13 protein-coding genes, 2 pseudogenes and 1 riboswitch are annotated in these 14,378 nt (G+C 72.0%); of the genes and pseudogenes, 9 read left to right on the top strand and 6 right to left on the bottom strand.

The window, feature by feature from the left end; all coding sequences use genetic code 11:
* Positions 1–18: 18 nt before the first annotated feature.
* The 8 genes and pseudogenes from C1703_RS28915 (at position 19) to C1703_RS28880 (ending at position 7,443) form a co-directional block, all read left to right on the top strand.
* Positions 19–558 carry an Lrp/AsnC family transcriptional regulator gene (locus C1703_RS28915; protein WP_114255576.1) on the top strand — a complete coding sequence of 180 codons (540 nt, stop codon included), beginning with the start codon at positions 19–21 and terminating at the stop codon, positions 556–558.
* A 13-nt stretch (positions 559–571) separates the two neighbouring features.
* A complete protein-coding gene (locus C1703_RS28910) occupies positions 572–1,939 on the top strand; it encodes an aspartate aminotransferase family protein (RefSeq protein ID WP_114255575.1) in 1,368 nt (455 codons plus the stop codon).
* A 239-nt stretch (positions 1,940–2,178) separates the two neighbouring features.
* The gene (locus C1703_RS28905; protein ID WP_114255574.1) at positions 2,179–2,928 is read left to right on the top strand and encodes an ATP-binding cassette domain-containing protein; all 750 of its coding nucleotides are present in this window, start codon (positions 2,179–2,181) and stop codon (positions 2,926–2,928) included.
* Positions 2,910–3,533: pseudogene (locus tag C1703_RS28900) on the top strand (hypothetical protein); the annotation flags it as partial. The gene C1703_RS28905 and the pseudogene C1703_RS28900, both read left to right, overlap by 19 nt.
* 747 nt (positions 3,534–4,280) lie before the next feature.
* A pseudogene (locus C1703_RS28895) lies at positions 4,281–4,886 on the top strand (hypothetical protein); the annotation flags it as partial.
* 141 nt (positions 4,887–5,027) lie between these two features.
* A complete protein-coding gene (locus C1703_RS28890; protein WP_114257640.1) occupies positions 5,028–5,435 on the top strand; it encodes a VOC family protein in 408 nt (135 codons plus the stop codon).
* 25 nt (positions 5,436–5,460) lie between these two features.
* Complete coding sequence (locus C1703_RS28885) at positions 5,461–6,582, top strand: LOG family protein (RefSeq protein WP_114255573.1); 1,122 nt, start codon at positions 5,461–5,463, stop codon at positions 6,580–6,582.
* A 147-nt stretch (positions 6,583–6,729) separates the two neighbouring features.
* On the top strand, positions 6,730–7,443 hold the full coding sequence (locus tag C1703_RS28880; RefSeq protein ID WP_114255572.1) for an LAETG motif-containing sortase-dependent surface protein: 714 nt from the start codon (positions 6,730–6,732) through the stop codon (positions 7,441–7,443).
* Positions 7,444–7,559: 116 nt separating this feature from the next.
* Here C1703_RS28880 and C1703_RS28875 read toward each other — a convergent pair whose 3' ends face one another.
* From C1703_RS28875 to rlmN, 5 genes are all read right to left on the bottom strand, one after another.
* Positions 7,560–8,357 (bottom strand): maleylpyruvate isomerase family mycothiol-dependent enzyme, encoded by a 798-nt coding sequence (locus C1703_RS28875; protein WP_114255571.1) that lies wholly within the window; start codon positions 8,355–8,357, stop codon positions 7,560–7,562.
* 24 nt (positions 8,358–8,381) lie between these two features.
* Positions 8,382–9,401, bottom strand: a complete 1,020-nt coding sequence (locus tag C1703_RS28870; RefSeq protein ID WP_114255570.1) for an ABC transporter ATP-binding protein — start codon at positions 9,399–9,401, stop codon at positions 8,382–8,384.
* Positions 9,402–11,066 (bottom strand): iron ABC transporter permease, encoded by a 1,665-nt coding sequence (locus C1703_RS28865; protein WP_114255569.1) that lies wholly within the window; start codon positions 11,064–11,066, stop codon positions 9,402–9,404.
* Positions 11,042–12,121, bottom strand: a complete 1,080-nt coding sequence (locus C1703_RS28860) for a thiamine ABC transporter substrate-binding protein (RefSeq protein WP_198678459.1) — start codon at positions 12,119–12,121, stop codon at positions 11,042–11,044. The genes C1703_RS28865 and C1703_RS28860 overlap by 25 nt, the downstream gene beginning before the upstream one ends.
* Before the next feature lie 82 nt (positions 12,122–12,203).
* Positions 12,204–12,310: riboswitch (TPP riboswitch) on the bottom strand.
* Between the two features lie 39 nt (positions 12,311–12,349).
* On the bottom strand, positions 12,350–13,456 hold the full coding sequence (gene rlmN / locus C1703_RS28855; protein WP_114255567.1) for a 23S rRNA (adenine(2503)-C(2))-methyltransferase RlmN: 1,107 nt from the start codon (positions 13,454–13,456) through the stop codon (positions 12,350–12,352).
* 150 nt (positions 13,457–13,606) lie between these two features.
* Between rlmN and C1703_RS39075 the strand changes: the two genes are divergently transcribed.
* A complete protein-coding gene (locus tag C1703_RS39075) occupies positions 13,607–13,795 on the top strand; it encodes a hypothetical protein (RefSeq protein ID WP_157993175.1) in 189 nt (62 codons plus the stop codon).
* Between the two features lie 31 nt (positions 13,796–13,826).
* Here C1703_RS39075 and C1703_RS28850 read toward each other — a convergent pair whose 3' ends face one another.
* Positions 13,827–14,276 carry an SRPBCC family protein gene (locus C1703_RS28850; protein ID WP_114257639.1) on the bottom strand — a complete coding sequence of 150 codons (450 nt, stop codon included), beginning with the start codon at positions 14,274–14,276 and terminating at the stop codon, positions 13,827–13,829.
* Positions 14,277–14,378: the final 102 nt, after the last annotated feature.

Raw genomic sequence — 14,378 nt, 5'->3', positions numbered from 1 at the left:
CGGAAGTGTCGAGACCTCGTGCACAGTGACCTCGTGGCCAGTCGAAGCGCAGACCAGAAGGGCTCGCGGGAGCACCGCGAGCCCTCCCGAGAGTCCAGGAACGGCAGCTCGCCCCAGCTGGACGCCGTCTCCCTCGCCATCATCGAGCAGCTCCAAGAGGACGGCCGCCGGCCGTACGCCGCCATCGGCAAGGCCGTGGGCCTGTCCGAGGCGGCCGTGCGCCAGCGCGTCCAGAAGCTGCTCGACCAGGGCGTGATGCAGATCGTCGCCGTCACGGACCCGCTCACCGTGGGCTTCCGCAGACAGGCGATGGTCGGCGTGAACGTCGAGGGCGACGTGGAGTCGGTCGCCGACGCGCTGACGGCCATGTCCGAGTGCGAGTACGTGGTGATGACCGCGGGCTCCTTCGACCTGATGGTGGAGATCGTCTGCGAGGACGACGACCACCTCCTGGACGTCATCAACAAACGCATCCGGGCCGTCCCAGGAGTGCGCTCCACCGAGAGCTTCGTCTACCTGAAGCTCAAGAAGCAGACCTACATGTGGGGAACCCGATAACCGTGAGGACCCGATAGCCGTGAGCAAGGACCTCTCCCAGTCCGCGTACGACCACCTGTGGATGCACTTCACGCGCATGTCGTCGTACGAGAAGGCCCCCGTCCCCACCATCGTCCGGGGCGAGGGCACGTACATCTACGACGACCAGGGCAAGCGCTACCTGGACGGCCTCGCCGGCCTGTTCGTGGTGCAGGCCGGGCACGGCCGCGTCGAGCTGGCCGAGACCGCCTTCAAGCAGGCGCAGGAGCTGGCGTTCTTCCCCGTGTGGTCGTACGCCCACCCCAAGGCCGTGGAGCTGGCCGAGCGCCTGGCCCACCACGCGCCGGGCGATCTGAACAAGGTCTTCTTCACCACCGGTGGCGGCGAGGCGGTCGAGACCGCCTGGAAGCTCGCCAAGCAGTACTTCAAGCTGGTCGGCAAGCCCACCAAGCACAAGGTCATATCCCGCGCGGTCGCCTACCACGGCACCCCGCAGGGCGCCCTGTCCATCACCGGCCTGCCGGGGCTGAAGGCACCCTTCGAGCCGCTGGTGCCGGGCGCGCACAAGGTCCCGAACACCAACATCTACCGCGCCCCGCTCTTCGGCGACGACCCGGAGGCCTTCGGCCGCTGGGCCGCCGACCAGATCGAGCAGCAGATCCTCTTCGAGGGCCCGGACACGGTCGCCGCGGTCTTCCTGGAGCCCGTGCAGAACGCGGGCGGCTGCTTCCCGCCCCCGCCCGGCTACTTCCAGCGGGTGCGCGAGATCTGCGACCGGCACGACGTGCTGCTCGTCTCCGACGAGGTCATCTGCGCCTTCGGCCGCCTGGGCACGTACTTCGCCTGCGACAAGTTCGACTACGTGCCGGACATGATCACCTGCGCCAAGGGCATGACCTCGGGCTACTCCCCGATCGGCGCGTGCATCATCTCCGACCGTCTGGCCGAGCCGTTCTACAAGGGCGACAACACCTTCCTGCACGGCTACACCTTCGGCGGCCACCCGGTCTCCGCCGCCGTCGGCCTGGCCAACCTCGACCTGTTCGAGCGCGAGAACCTCAACCAGCACGTCCTGGACAACGAGGGCGCGTTCCGCGCCACCCTGGAGAAGCTCCACGACCTGCCGATCGTCGGCGACGTCCGCGGCAACGGCTTCTTCTACGGCATCGAACTCGTCAAGGACAAGGCCACCAAGGAGTCCTTCGACGCCGACGAGACCGAGCGCGTCCTGTACGGCTTCCTCTCCAAGAAGCTGTACGAGAACGGCCTGTACTGCCGGGCCGACGACCGCGGCGACCCGGTCGTGCAGCTCGCCCCGCCGCTGATCTCGGACCAGTCGACGTTCGACGAGATCGAGCAGATCCTGCGGGCCACGCTGTCGGAGGCGTGGACGAAGCTCTGACCCGTCGACGCCCGCCGACGACCGCCGACGCCCCCCGCGTCGCTCCGATCGTCTGCCTGGATGATCAACACCGGCCCCGGTGCCGCCCGTTCGAGTGAGAAACGGCGGCCCGGGGCCGCGTGCTGTCCGGCGTCCCGCCGCCCTGTGCCTAGCGTGCCCAGTGACCGATCGGCCCTGCCTTCGTTCCGCCGCACGGGGGATGGCACGGGAACTACGGATCTGAACCGAGGTGTACGCCCATGGAGGCCCAGCCTGACGACGACGTGCTCTGGGCACGCGCCCTGCACTTCCAGCACGACGACGGCTCCCCCGCGCTCTGCGGAGTCTCGCTCGGCGTCCGGGAGGGCGAGATCCTCGCCGTCAGCGGCCCGCGCGGCAGCGGCAAGACGACCCTGCTGCGGTGCCTGTCCGGCCTGGTGCCCGTCCGGCGCGGAGAGGTCTGGTTCAACAGCGTGCCCGTGCACACCATGGGCCCGCTCACCCGGGAGCGGCTGCGCCGCGACCGCTTCGGCTGGATCGACCCGGCCCCGTCCCTGGTGCCGGAGCTCAACGCCTGGGAGAACACCGCCCTGCCGCTGATGCTGCGCGGCACCAGCCGGCGCCGCGCGAAGACCGCCGCCCTGGAGTGGCTGGAGCGCCTCGACATCGGCGACGGTGCCCGCAAGCGCCCGCACCAGCTGGTCCAGGCCGAGCGCCAGCGGGTCTGCATCGCCCGCGCCCTCGCCCCCGCCCCCTCGGTGCTGTTCGCGGACGAGCCCACGGCCCCGCTGCACCGCGCCGACCGCGCCCACGTCCTGCGCACCCTCACCACGGCGGCCCGCTCCCACGGCATCACCGTCGTCCTGGCCACCCACGACCCCGACACCGCGACGCTCGCCGACCGCACGGTGTCGCTGCTCGACGGGCGCCGCGTGCAGACGGTGCACCTGCCGCCGGTCGCCGAGACCGCCGAGCCGGAAGGCCGGGCCGCGTGCTCGCTCTCCGTCTGACCCGCGGCGCCCACCCCGCCGTCCAGCTGCGCCGCCTCCTGGTCGCGGCGGCCTCGGCGGGCACGAGCTTCCTGTTGCTGTGCGCCCTGGGCCACGCCCTCGGCCACCCCGGCGCCACCGGCGAGTCCCTGATGCGCCTGGCGTGGTGCGCGGCCCCGCTGGCCGCCACGATCTACTTCGCCGTCGCCGTGGCACGCACCGACCCCGCCACGAAACCCCGGCCCGGCCTCTCCGCGATCGGCCTCGGCCCGCTGCGGCTGATGGTCGTCTCGGCGGCGACGACGGCCCTGTCCTGCACGCTCGGCTCGATGCTGGCCCTGCTCGTCTTCCTGCATCTGCGGGGCGATCTGTCGGGCCTGCCGTTCGACGGGGCGGCCGCCGGGCCCCTCGCCTCCGGCCAGCCGCTGCCGCTGGCGGGCACCCTGACGCTGCTCGGGATCGTGCCCTTCGGCGCGTCGGCGGCCGTGGCGCTGGCGCTGCGGCCGAGGGAGGCGGGACCGGCGCCCCGGACGCCCCGGACGCCCGGGATGTACGGCCGCTTCGGCGCGTACCGCCGTGAGAGCAAGCGCGAGACCTTCGGGGCGTACGGCAGGTTCGGACGGCAGATCGTCCGGCCCACGCCCGGCCACTCCACCGACTCCGCGCCGCAGGGCAGCCCGCCGCAGGCCCGCACGGGCGAAGGGGCGTCGGCGCCGACCGCCGCCGGTTCCGGTGCTGTCTCTGGCACCGGCGCCGGTTCTGCCTCCGGCGACGGCTCCCGTTCTGGCTCCGGCGACGGCACCGGTTCTGCCCCCGGCAGCGGCAGCATCTCCGCCGGTACGGTGAGCGCGCTCGCGGACCCCGCGGCACGCGACGCGGTGAGCGCGGTGATCCCGTACGGCGACCCGACCCGCCACCCGGCCGCGCCGGCCCCCGGGGACGCCGCCCGGCCCGACGGTGATCCCGCCCGGCAGACGGCGGCGACCGGCCCCGGCACCCCCGACAGCGACCCGGCCCGGCACCCCGCGACATCCGACCCCGGCGACTCCGAGGACGCCCCGGCCCGGCACCCGGCGACATCCGGCCCCGGCACCCCCGACGGCGCCCCCGCCCGACACCCGCTGAACACCGCCCACCTCGCCCCGCACCCGCAGGCACCGGACCAGCTGAACACCGCCCGGAACGCACAGGCACCGGACCCGGTGAACGCGCCCCGCCCCGACGGGACTCCCGCCCAGCGGTCCGCACCGTCCGCGACCGCAGCGCGCGGCGCCGACAGCCCCGCCGCTGCCCCCTCCCCGGCCGCAACGCGCGGCGCCGACGGCCCCGACGCCCTCGCGGCGGCGCTGCCGGACCCGCCCGGGACCGGCGGTTCCCCCACCGCTGCCCCCACCGGTCTCCCCTGGGGCATCACCCTCCTGGCCGCGGGCCTCGCCGTGGAGACCTACACGAGCCGCACCGCCCCGACCGCCCCCGACCTCACCTTCTCCGGCGCCTCCCCCGGCGTCCTGGCCGGCTGGGCGCTGGCCGCCGTCGGCCTGGCCCTGGCGGGCCCGGGCCTGACGCACCTGTGCGGACGCCTGCTCCAGTCGGCCCGCCCCGGTGCCCTGCGGCTGCTGGCCGGCCGCATCCTCATGGCCGAGGCCGGCCGCATCGGCCGCCCCCTGGGCGTCGTCAGCGCGGTCCTGTCGGCCGCGTGGGCCATGGCGCTGCTGCACGCCCCGGACGGACTGTCGCTCGGCCCGCTCACCACCCTCGGCGTGCTCCTCGTGACCGGCTGCACCGTGGGCACACTCCTCACGGCCGCCGTCGAGACCCGGCAGGCCCGCGCCGACACCACCGCCGCGCTGCTGCGCCTCGGCGCGCCCGCGACGATGCTGCGCGGCGCCGCCGCCCTGCGCGCGGGCGCCCTGCTCGCCCTGTTCGGCCCGCTCACCCTGACGGTCGCCGAGCTGGCGGCCCTGCCGCTGGCCCGCTGAAGCCCACCGGAAGCGTGCCGTAAGCCCGCTGGCAGCCGTCGGGAAAATCCGTACGAAAAAAATCTTCGAACGGCGATGAGTTCCGCTCCGTACCCCGGTCTATCCCCGCGTAACGACACGGACCCGATGGGAGAGACCCGCATGTACCAGCAGATGATCTTCGTGAACCTGTGCGTCAACGACCTCGACGCCTCCAAGAAGTTCTTCACGGAGCTCGGCTACTCGATCAACGAGCAGTTCAGCGACGACACGGCCGCCTCGGTCGTGATCAGCGACACCATCGTCGTGATGGTGCTCACGAAGGAGAAGTACGCCCAGTTCACCAAGAAGGAGATCGCGGACCCGAAGCGGACCAGCGAGGTGCTGATCGCGCTGAGCGCCGAGAGCCGCGAGAAGGTCGACGAACTGGTCGAGAAGGCGGTCGCTGCGGGCGGCTCCGTCAGCGGCGAGACCCAGGACCACGGCTTCATGTACGGCCGCTCCTTCGACGACCCGGACGGCCACACCTTCGAGGTCGTGTGGATGGACCCGTCGGCCATCGAAGGCTGAGACGTGGCTGTGCCAGCATGGGCGGGTGCAGACGATGCCCGCCCATGCGGCCCACCACGACGACCGTGAGATCGAGACGCTCGAGGAGTTCGACGCCACCGTCTCGGCACGCGGCACACTCGCCGGCTACCGCGTCCAGGCCGTCGACCTGACGGACCGTACGCGTGAACTGCTCGGCACGGACACCGCGGGCGCGGTCTTCCTCGGCTGCGCGATGCGCGAGGACGCGGCCGCGAAGATCCGCGCCGACGGCGCCCTGGTCTTCCCGCCGGTCCCGGACCTGCCCTTCGACCCGTACCGCGGCCATGTCTACACGCCGGACGAGCTGTTCGCGTCGCTGGCGGACGGCTACGAGGCCACCGCCGACGCCCAGGCGTACGCCTGGTTCCAGCGCACGAAGGCGGACCGGGACATCTACGCCTCCATGCTGCGCTCGGTCCACGACGACTCCGTCTCCGACGCCCTCGACGAACTCCTGTCCGGCGCCCGGGTGGTGGGCGTGATGGGCGGCCACGCGATGGCCCGCGGCACGCAGGAGTACGCCGGTGCCGCCCGGCTCGGACGCGAGCTGGCCCGGGCCGGTTTCACGGTCGCCACCGGAGGCGGCCCGGGCGCGATGGAGGCGGCGAACCTCGGCGCGTACGCCGCCCCGTTCGGCGAGGACATGCTCACCGAGTCCCTCGAACTGCTCGCCAAGGCACCGCGGTTCACCCCGTCGATCACCCAGTGGGCGACGGCCGCCTTCGAGATACGCGGCCGCTGGCCGCAGGGCGGCCGTTCCGTCGGCATCCCGACCTGGTTCTACGGCCACGAGCCGCCGAACGCCTTCGCGTCCCACATCGCCAAGTACTTCGCCAACGCCACCCGCGAGGACGGCCTGCTGGCCCGGTCGAACGCGGGTGTGGTGTTCCTGCCGGGCGCCGCCGGGACCGTACAGGAGATCTTCGACAACGCGACGCCCAACTACTACGAGTCGCGCGGCGAGCCGACGCCCATGGTGCTCGTGGACCGGGCGCACTGGACGGAGAAGCTGCCGGCGTGGCCGCTGCTGCGGTCGCTGGCCGAGGGGCGGTCGATGGAGGCGCGGATCGCGCTGGTCGACCGGATCGAGAAGGCACCCGAGGCGTTGAAACGTCTCGGCGGTTAATAAGCTGGCAAAGCAAGTGCTTGCACCCTGCATATGCGTTGACACTACTTATGCGGCGCTTATAGACCTGTGAGCCTCCCGGTAGTGCTGATGTTCCGTCAACACTGCCTCCAACCCCCCGCATTACGCATCCTGTAAAGGACAAACGTGGCAGTTCTGTCCGTATCCCGCCGTACGGCCTCGCGCCGTACCGTCGCTCGTTCCCTGCGCGTCCTCGGTGTCGCCTCGGCGTCGGCCGCGCTCGCGCTCGGTGCCGCCGGCAACGCGCTCGCCTGCAACATCAACGAGTTCTCCGCCGAGGCGAAGTGCGACGGCGACAAGGGCGTCATCACCGTCACCGACGTGGACCCCGCCGGCGTCCCGGCCACGGTCACCGTGTACCTGCAGAACAACGGCGCCGACGCCAAGAAGGTCGGCGAGCAGGTCGTCAAGGGCTCGCGCGAGGGCACCACCATCACCTTCGCCGAGGAGTGGAAGCCGAACGCGGAGTACCGCATCCACGTCAAGGCCACTCCGTACGTCGACGAGGACATCAAGCCGAACCTCGTCACCCCGGCCACGGCCTGCAAGAAGGAGGAGGAGCCCCCGGCGTCGACTCCGCCGGCCACGCCGACCCCGTCGGCCTCCCCGTCGAAGCCGGCCGAGGACACCGGCACCCCGGCTCCGACGCCGTCGGAGAGCGAGAGCACCACGCCGGCGGGGAACGCGCCCGCCCCGGCGGCCGGTGACTCGAACCTCGCCGAGACCGGTGCCAACTCCAACACCGGCATCATCGCCGGCATCGCGGCGGCCCTGGTCGTCGTCGGTGGCGGTGCGGTGTTCTTCGGCATGCGCCGCCGCGGCGCGAAGAGCGACAGCTGACGCTCCGCCGACCAAGACGTGGCCCGTCCCCCGCACCAGGGGGCGGGCCACGTCCCGTCTCCGCCCGGCCAGGAGACAGCTCCACCGGGCCACGAGACAGATGGCGGCTTCCCGGCTCAGCCGAACGTCGCCCGTTCCAGCCAGAACTCCAGCAGCTTCCGGTCGCCCAGGACCTCCAACTCCTCCGCGTCCAGCGGCAGTCGGCGGTAGAACGCGAGCAGCACGGAGGTGAGCGGTCCGCGCAGGGCGACCGTGGCCTTCTCATGCCCCCGGCGCCAGGAGACACCGTCCTCGGTCAGCTCTATCAGCCACTCCGCGTCAAGCTCGGGCCGGGCGTCGGTGGCGTGCAGATGGATGCTGCGGACCGGGCCGCGCAGTTCCCGCACCGCGTCGTCCGGCGCGGTCCGCTGCACGTACTCCACGATCTGCAGCCACTCGTCGATCGCGTCGGCGGCCACCTCGGGCGCGACGTCGTAGGGCAGCCCGGCGGCGAGTGCGGCGTCGGCGCGGTGCACGGTGATCTCGTGCGTCACCCGGCGGGCCCAGAATCCGCAGCTGAGGTCCCCCGCCCAGCTCCACACGCCGGTGTCCGGCCCGGCCTCCCGCAGTGCGGCGACGACCTGCTCACCGCTCTCCGCCAGCCATGCGTCCAGGGCGGCGGCGTCACCCCGCGCCTCCGGCCCGGCGAAGCCCGGCACCCCCTCCTCGGGCACCTCCTCCTGGGCCCGGGTCCGCACGATGAGCTCCACCCAGCGCAGGGCACCGCCCAGGTGCCGGACCAGGTCCTCCAGCGACCAGTCCGGGCACGTCGGCACCGTGCCGGACAGATCGGCGCCGGAGGTCACCACCGACCTCAACAGGCCTACCTGATGGGCGATTTCGTCGCAGTAGCGATCGTGTGCGAGCCGAGTCATGCCCGCACCTTAGGCTGCCGACGATCAGTCGAGCACCACGATTTCGGTCGCGTCGAACTCCACCCCGACCTCGTCCCCCACCTCGGGCGCCGCCCGCAGCGCACACGCCGCCTCCAGGCGCGGGGCGTCCCCGGGCTGGAGGTGGACGGCGACATGGGTGCCCCTGAAGGTGCGCGCGGCCACCGTGCAGCGCAGGCCGGTGCCGTCGGGCACCAGGCGCACCCCGGCGGGCCGGACGAGCAGGGTCCGCGTGCCCTGCGGGGCCCCCTCCGGCACGGGCACCTTGCCCCACGGCGTGTCCGCCGCCTCCGCCCCGACGGTCGCCTCGACGACGTTCTCGAAGCCCAGGAAGCGGGCCACGAACGCGTCGGCGGGCCGCTGCCACACCTCAAGGGGCGTACCGGACTGGGCGATCCGCCCGTCCCGCATCACCACGACCCGGTCGGCCAGCGCGAAGGCCTCGCCCTGGTCGTGGGTCACGGCGAGCACGGTCGTGCCCAACCGGCCGAACAGCTCCTTGAGTTCGACGACCAGCCGCTCCCGGAGCGACCGGTCGAGCTGGCCCAGCGGCTCGTCCAGCATCAGCAGCCGGGGGCTCGGCGCCAGGGCCCGGGCCAGCGCGACCCGCTGCTGCTCTCCTCCGGACAGCGCCGCGACGGCCCGGCGAGCCGCACCCGGCAGCCCGACGAGATCCAGCAACTCCCGGACGCGCTCGGCCTGTTGCCGCTTCTGCGCCCCGTGCATGCGCAGCCCGAAGGCCACGTTGCCGCCCACGTCCCGCTGCGGGAACAGCTGGTGGTCCTGGAACATCAGCCCGACGCCCCGCCGGTGCGCGGGCACGCCCGCCTGGTCGCGGCCGTCGAGCGAGACCCGCCCGGAGTCGAGCGGCTGCAGCCCCGCCACCGCGCGCAGCAGGGTCGACTTGCCGCTGCCGCTGGGCCCGAGCACGCACACGACCTCGTGCTCGGCGACCTCCAGGTCGACGGCGTCCAGCACGGCCCGCCCACCGAAACGGACCGTCGCGCCCTCCAGGCTCAGCAGCATCTAGAACTCCCCGGTCCGGTCCGTGCGCAGCCGCTCCAGCACCAGCAGGGCCACGGCGCACACCACCATCAGAATCGTCGACAGGGCCATCGCCTGCCCGTAGTTGAGGTCGCCGGGCCGCCCCAGCAGCCGGGCCACGGCCACCGGCAGCGTCGGGTTGTCGGGCCGCGCGATGAACACCGTCGCTCCGAACTCCCCGAGCGACACGGCGAAGGCGAACCCGGCGGCGATCAGCAGCGCCCGCCGCACCATCGGCAGGTCCACCTCCCGCCACACCCGCCACGGCGAGGCGCCCAGCACCGAGGCCGCCTCCCGCAGCCGCGCGTCCACCGCCCGCAGCACGGGCAGCATCGTCCGGACGACGAACGGCACCCCGACCAGCGCCTGCGCGAGCGGCACGAGGATCCAGGAGGACCTCAGGTCCAGCGGCGGTTCGTCGAGGGCGATCAGGAACCCGAAGCCGACGGTCACCGCGGACACCCCGAGCGGCAGCATCAGCAGCGCGTCGAAGCCGCGCACGAACCGCCCGGCGTCCCGGCGGGTGAGCGCGACGGCGGCGAGCGAGCCGATCACCACGGCGATGGCCGTGGCGGCGACGGCGTACGACAGGGAGTTGCCGACCGCCTCGATCGGCGGGACCAGGAACACTCCCCCGTCGTCGCTGGTGAGCGCCCGGTAGTAGCCGAAGCCGGGCGCGGCCAGGGACCGCTGCACCAGCACGGCCGGCGGCAGCAGGAGCAGCACGACCACGGTGGCCAGGACCCCGCCCAGCAGCGCCCCCTGCCCGGCGCCGCGCGGCCGGCGCGCGGTCCCGGCGGCGTCCACCAGCCGCAGCGCCGTCTCCCGCCGCCGCACGGTCCAGGCGTGCAGGGCGAGGACCGCCCCCACCGCGACGAACTGGACCAGCGTCAGCACGGCCGCCGTGGACAGGTCGAAGATCTCGGACGTCTGCCGGTAGATCTCCACTTCCAGGGTCGAGAAGGTGGGCCCGCCGAGGATCTGGACGACGCCGAAGGAGGTGAAGGTGAACAGGAACACCATCAGCGCGGCGGCGGCCACCGCGGGCGCGAGGGCCGGGAGCGTGACCTGCCGCCAGGCCTTCAGGGGCGACGCGCCGAGCATCCGCGCGGCCTCCTCCTGCCGCGGGTCGAGCTGCGCCCAGAGCCCGCCGACGGTCCGCACGACGACCGCGTAGTTGAAGAAGACGTGCGCGAGCAGGATCGCCCACACCGTGGTGTCCAGCCGCACGCCCCACAGCTCGTCGAGCAGCCCGCCGCGCCCGACCAGCGCCAGGAACGCCGTACCGACGACGACCGTCGGCAGCACGAACGGCACGGTCACGACCGCCCGCAGCACGTGTTTGCCGGGGAAGTCCAGGCGCGCGAAGACATACGCGCCGGGCAGCGCGACCAGCAGCGTGAGCGCGGTGGAGACGAGCGCCTGCCAGGTGGTGAACCACAGGACGTGCCGGACGTCGGACTGCGCCAGCACCTCCCCGATCCGCCCGAGGTGCCAGGCCCCGTCGGCCTTCAGGCCGCGCGCGACGATCGCGGCGACCGGATAGGCGAAGAAGACCCCGAAGAACGCGACGGGCACGGCCAGCAGACCGAACCGCGCCGCCGCGCCCCGCCTCCGGAGGGCTACTTCAGTACGAGTGAGGTCCACGACTTGACCCACTGGTCACGGTGGTCGGCGATCTTCGCCGGGTCCATGGTCTCGGGGTCCTTCGCCTGCGGCCCGTACTTCACGAACTCCGGCGGCACCTGGGCGCCCTCGGTCACCGGGTACACGAACATGTTGAGCGGCATGTCCTGCTGGAACCTCTCGCTGACGAGGAAGTCGAGGAGGGCCTTGCCACCCTTGGCGTTCTTGGCGTTGCTGAGCAGCCCCGCGTACTCGACCTGCCGGAAGCAGGTGCCCTCGGCGACCCCGGTCGGGGCCGTGGCCGGCTTCGGGTCGGCGAAGACGACCTCGGCGGGCGGCGAGGAGGCGTACGACACGACGAGCGGCCGGTCGCCCTTGGCCTTCTTCCCGCCGGCCGAGCCGGAGAACTCCTCGTTGTAGGCCTGCTCCCAGCCGTCGACGACCTTCACGCCGTTGGCCTTGAGCCTCTTCCAGTAGCCCGCCCAGCCGTCGTCCCCGTACTTCGCGGCGGTGCCGAGCAGGAAACCGAGGCCGGGCGAGGACGCGGAGGCGTTCTCGGTCACGAGCAGGTTCTTGTACTGCGGCTTCACCAGGTCGTCGAAGCTCCGCGGCGGCTCCAGCTTGTGGTCGGCGAAGTACTTCTTGTCGTAGTTGACGCAGATGTCGCCGGTGTCGATGGGCGTGACGCGGTGCTGCTCCTGGTCGACCCGGTACGCGGCCTTGATCCGCTCCGACCCCTTCGCCTCGTACGGCTGGAACAGTCCGTTGTCGAGGGCGCGGGACAGCAGCGTGTTGTCGACGCCGAAGAAGACGTCGCCCTGCGGGTTGTCCTTGGTCAGGATGGCCTTGTTCACGGCCTGCCCGGCGTCGCCGTCCTTGAGGACCCGGACCTTGTAGCCGGACTGCTTCTCGAAGGCCGCGATGACGTCCTTGGACGCGGCCCACGAGTCGTGGCTGACGAGCGTCACGGTCTTGGAGTCGCCGGCCCCCTGGGAGCCGTCGGACGACCCGCACGCGGCCAGCGTGCCGACCATGCCGAGCCCGACGGCCACCGCCGTCAGCCGCCTGATGTTGATGCTCACTGGATTCCTCCTGGAGTGACCAGGAGAAGACGCGGCCCTGCCCGGGACTTCCGGGGTCCCGGGCAGGGCGCAACAGCTCGAGTGGTGACCGATCTCCCTACCCAGAATGACCTGGGCCAGGTTCGGAGGGTCTGCGGCCGGGTGCCGCACTCTCAGCGCTGTGGCGCTCCCCTGTCGGAATGTGCAGGTGTCGGATATGCAGATGTTCTTACGACGGTCAGACTACCGTTCGGTGGCGGCGAGCTGACCACACGCCCCGTCGATCTCCTGACCACGGGTGTCCCGGATCGTCACCGGCACACCATGCGCGGCGATGGCCTCCACGAACGCCTTCTCGTCCTCGGGCCGGGAGGCCGTCCACTTCGACCCGGGCGTCGGGTTCAGCGGGATGAGGTTGACGTGCACGGGCCTGCCCTTGAGCATCCGGCCGAGCCGGTCACCCCGCCACGCCTGGTCGTTGATGTCCCGGATCAGCGCGTACTCGATGGACAGCCGCCGCCCGGACCGGGCGCTGTACTCGAAGCCCGCGTCCAGCACCTCGCGGACCTTCCACCGCGTGTTCACGGGCACGAGGGTGTCGCGCAGCTCGTCGTCGGGGGCGTGCAGCGAGATCGCCAGCCGGCACTTGAAGCCCTCGTCGGCGAACCGGTGGATGGCCGGCACGAGACCGACGGTGGAGACGGTGATCCCGCGCTGCGACAGCCCCACCCCGTCCGGCTCGGGGTCGGTGAGCCGCCGGATGGCGCCGACGACCCGGTTGTAGTTGGCGAGCGGCTCGCCCATGCCCATGAAGACGATGTTGCTGAGCCGCGCGGGGCCGCCGGGGACCTCCCCGTCCCGCAGGGCCCGCATCCCGTCCACGATCTGGTGGACGATCTCGGCGGTGGACAGGTTCCGGTCGAGACCCGCCTGCCCCGTCGCACAGAACGGGCAGTTCATCCCGCACCCGGCCTGCGAGCTGATGCACATGGTCACCCGGTCCGGGTAGCGCATCAGCACGGACTCGACGAGCGTCCCGTCGAACAGCCGCCAGAGCGTCTTGCGGGTGGTGCCCTGGTCGGTCGACAGATGCCGCACGACGGTCATCAGCTCGGGCAGCAACGCCTCCTGCAGCCGCCCACGAGAACCGGCCGGGATGTCGGTCCACTGCTCCGGATCGTGCGCGTACCGCGCGAAGTAGTGCTGCGAGAGCTGCTTGGCGCGAAACGGCTTCTCCCCGACAGCGGCGACCGCCTCCTTGCGCTCGGCAGGAGTGAGGTCGGCGAGATGCCGCGGCGGCTTCTTGGCTCCGCGCGGGGCGACGAAAGTGAGTTCTCCGGGCTTAGGCATGGCTGTACCAGTGTCGCAGATCGACACGGTGGTCACTGATGCCCATCGACAGCGGTCGGTCAGGGACGGGAAGTGGGAACGGCGCCCGTTGCGGGCAGGCTTCTGGGAGCATGTGGCTCGGTGCCGCTCTCAGCAGGAAGAGGAGGGGACATGCCAAGGTCCCTCAAGGCTCTGTCCGTGTCCACGCTGTCCAGTCTGGTCGCGGTTGTCGCCTGCACCATCGCCGTCGGCCTGCGTCCCGTGGTGTGGGCGATGTGGGGGAGCTGGATCGTGATCACCGTCACCACGGTGACCCTCCTGATCTCCGACCGCCGGCAGCGGGCCGGGCTCGCCTCGTAAGACGGTCTCGTAAGACGGTAGAGCCGTCGCCCTACTCCCCCGTGTGCTCCAGCCGGTCCTTGAGCAGCTGCTCGTTGCGCGGCAGCTCCTTGCGGACCTGCGGGCGTACGACGAGCGGGACGAGGACCTTGCCCATGCCGTGGCCCTCGAAGTCGACCTCGATCGTCACGTGGGAGCGGCGGCCCTCGTCGAACGGCTCGACCTCGCCGTGGACCCGTGCCCGGACGGGGCCGTCGATCCCGCGCAGGCCCCAGCTGTGCGGCGGGTCGTACTCGGTGACCTCCATGGTCATCGGCATCGTGCGGCGCCCGATGTGCCGGGTGACCCGGACCTTGGAGCCGATGCCGACGGGCCCCTCGTCGAGACGTTCCGCGGACACGGCGCTCAGCTGCCACTCCGGCATGCGCGGGGTGTCCATGACGTAGTCGTAGACGTCCGTGGGAGCGCGGTCGACATCGATGGACTGTCTGATGGCGGACATGATGACCCCCTTTGCGGCGTACACCTGAATCGTCCCACTTCGCGTGGTCCGCCGCCTCTCCGAAAACGACCACGAGCCCCCGCCCTGGTGGACGGGGGCTCA

The sequence above is a fragment of the Streptomyces sp. Go-475 genome, from assembly GCF_003330845.1.
Lineage (GTDB): Bacteria > Actinomycetota > Actinomycetes > Streptomycetales > Streptomycetaceae > Streptomyces.
Note: the sequence above shows the minus strand (reverse complement) of the source record. Positions and strands in the feature narration are given on the sequence as shown.

Bases quoted from the DNA above. Each gene is read 5' to 3' on its own strand.
- C1703_RS28905 (WP_114255574.1), top strand. From the start codon at position 2,179: ATGGAGGCCCAGCCTGACGACGACGTGCTCTGGGCACGCGCCCTGCAC.
- C1703_RS28890 (WP_114257640.1), top strand. From the start codon at position 5,028: ATGTACCAGCAGATGATCTTCGTGAACCTGTGCGTCAACGACCTCGAC.
- C1703_RS28875 (WP_114255571.1), bottom strand. From the start codon at position 8,357: ATGACTCGGCTCGCACACGATCGCTACTGCGACGAAATCGCCCATCAG.
- C1703_RS28870 (WP_114255570.1), bottom strand. From the start codon at position 9,401: ATGCTGCTGAGCCTGGAGGGCGCGACGGTCCGTTTCGGTGGGCGGGCC.
- rlmN (WP_114255567.1), bottom strand. From the start codon at position 13,456: ATGCCTAAGCCCGGAGAACTCACTTTCGTCGCCCCGCGCGGAGCCAAG.
- C1703_RS39075 (WP_157993175.1), top strand. From the start codon at position 13,607: ATGCCAAGGTCCCTCAAGGCTCTGTCCGTGTCCACGCTGTCCAGTCTG.
- C1703_RS28850 (WP_114257639.1), bottom strand. From the start codon at position 14,276: ATGTCCGCCATCAGACAGTCCATCGATGTCGACCGCGCTCCCACGGAC.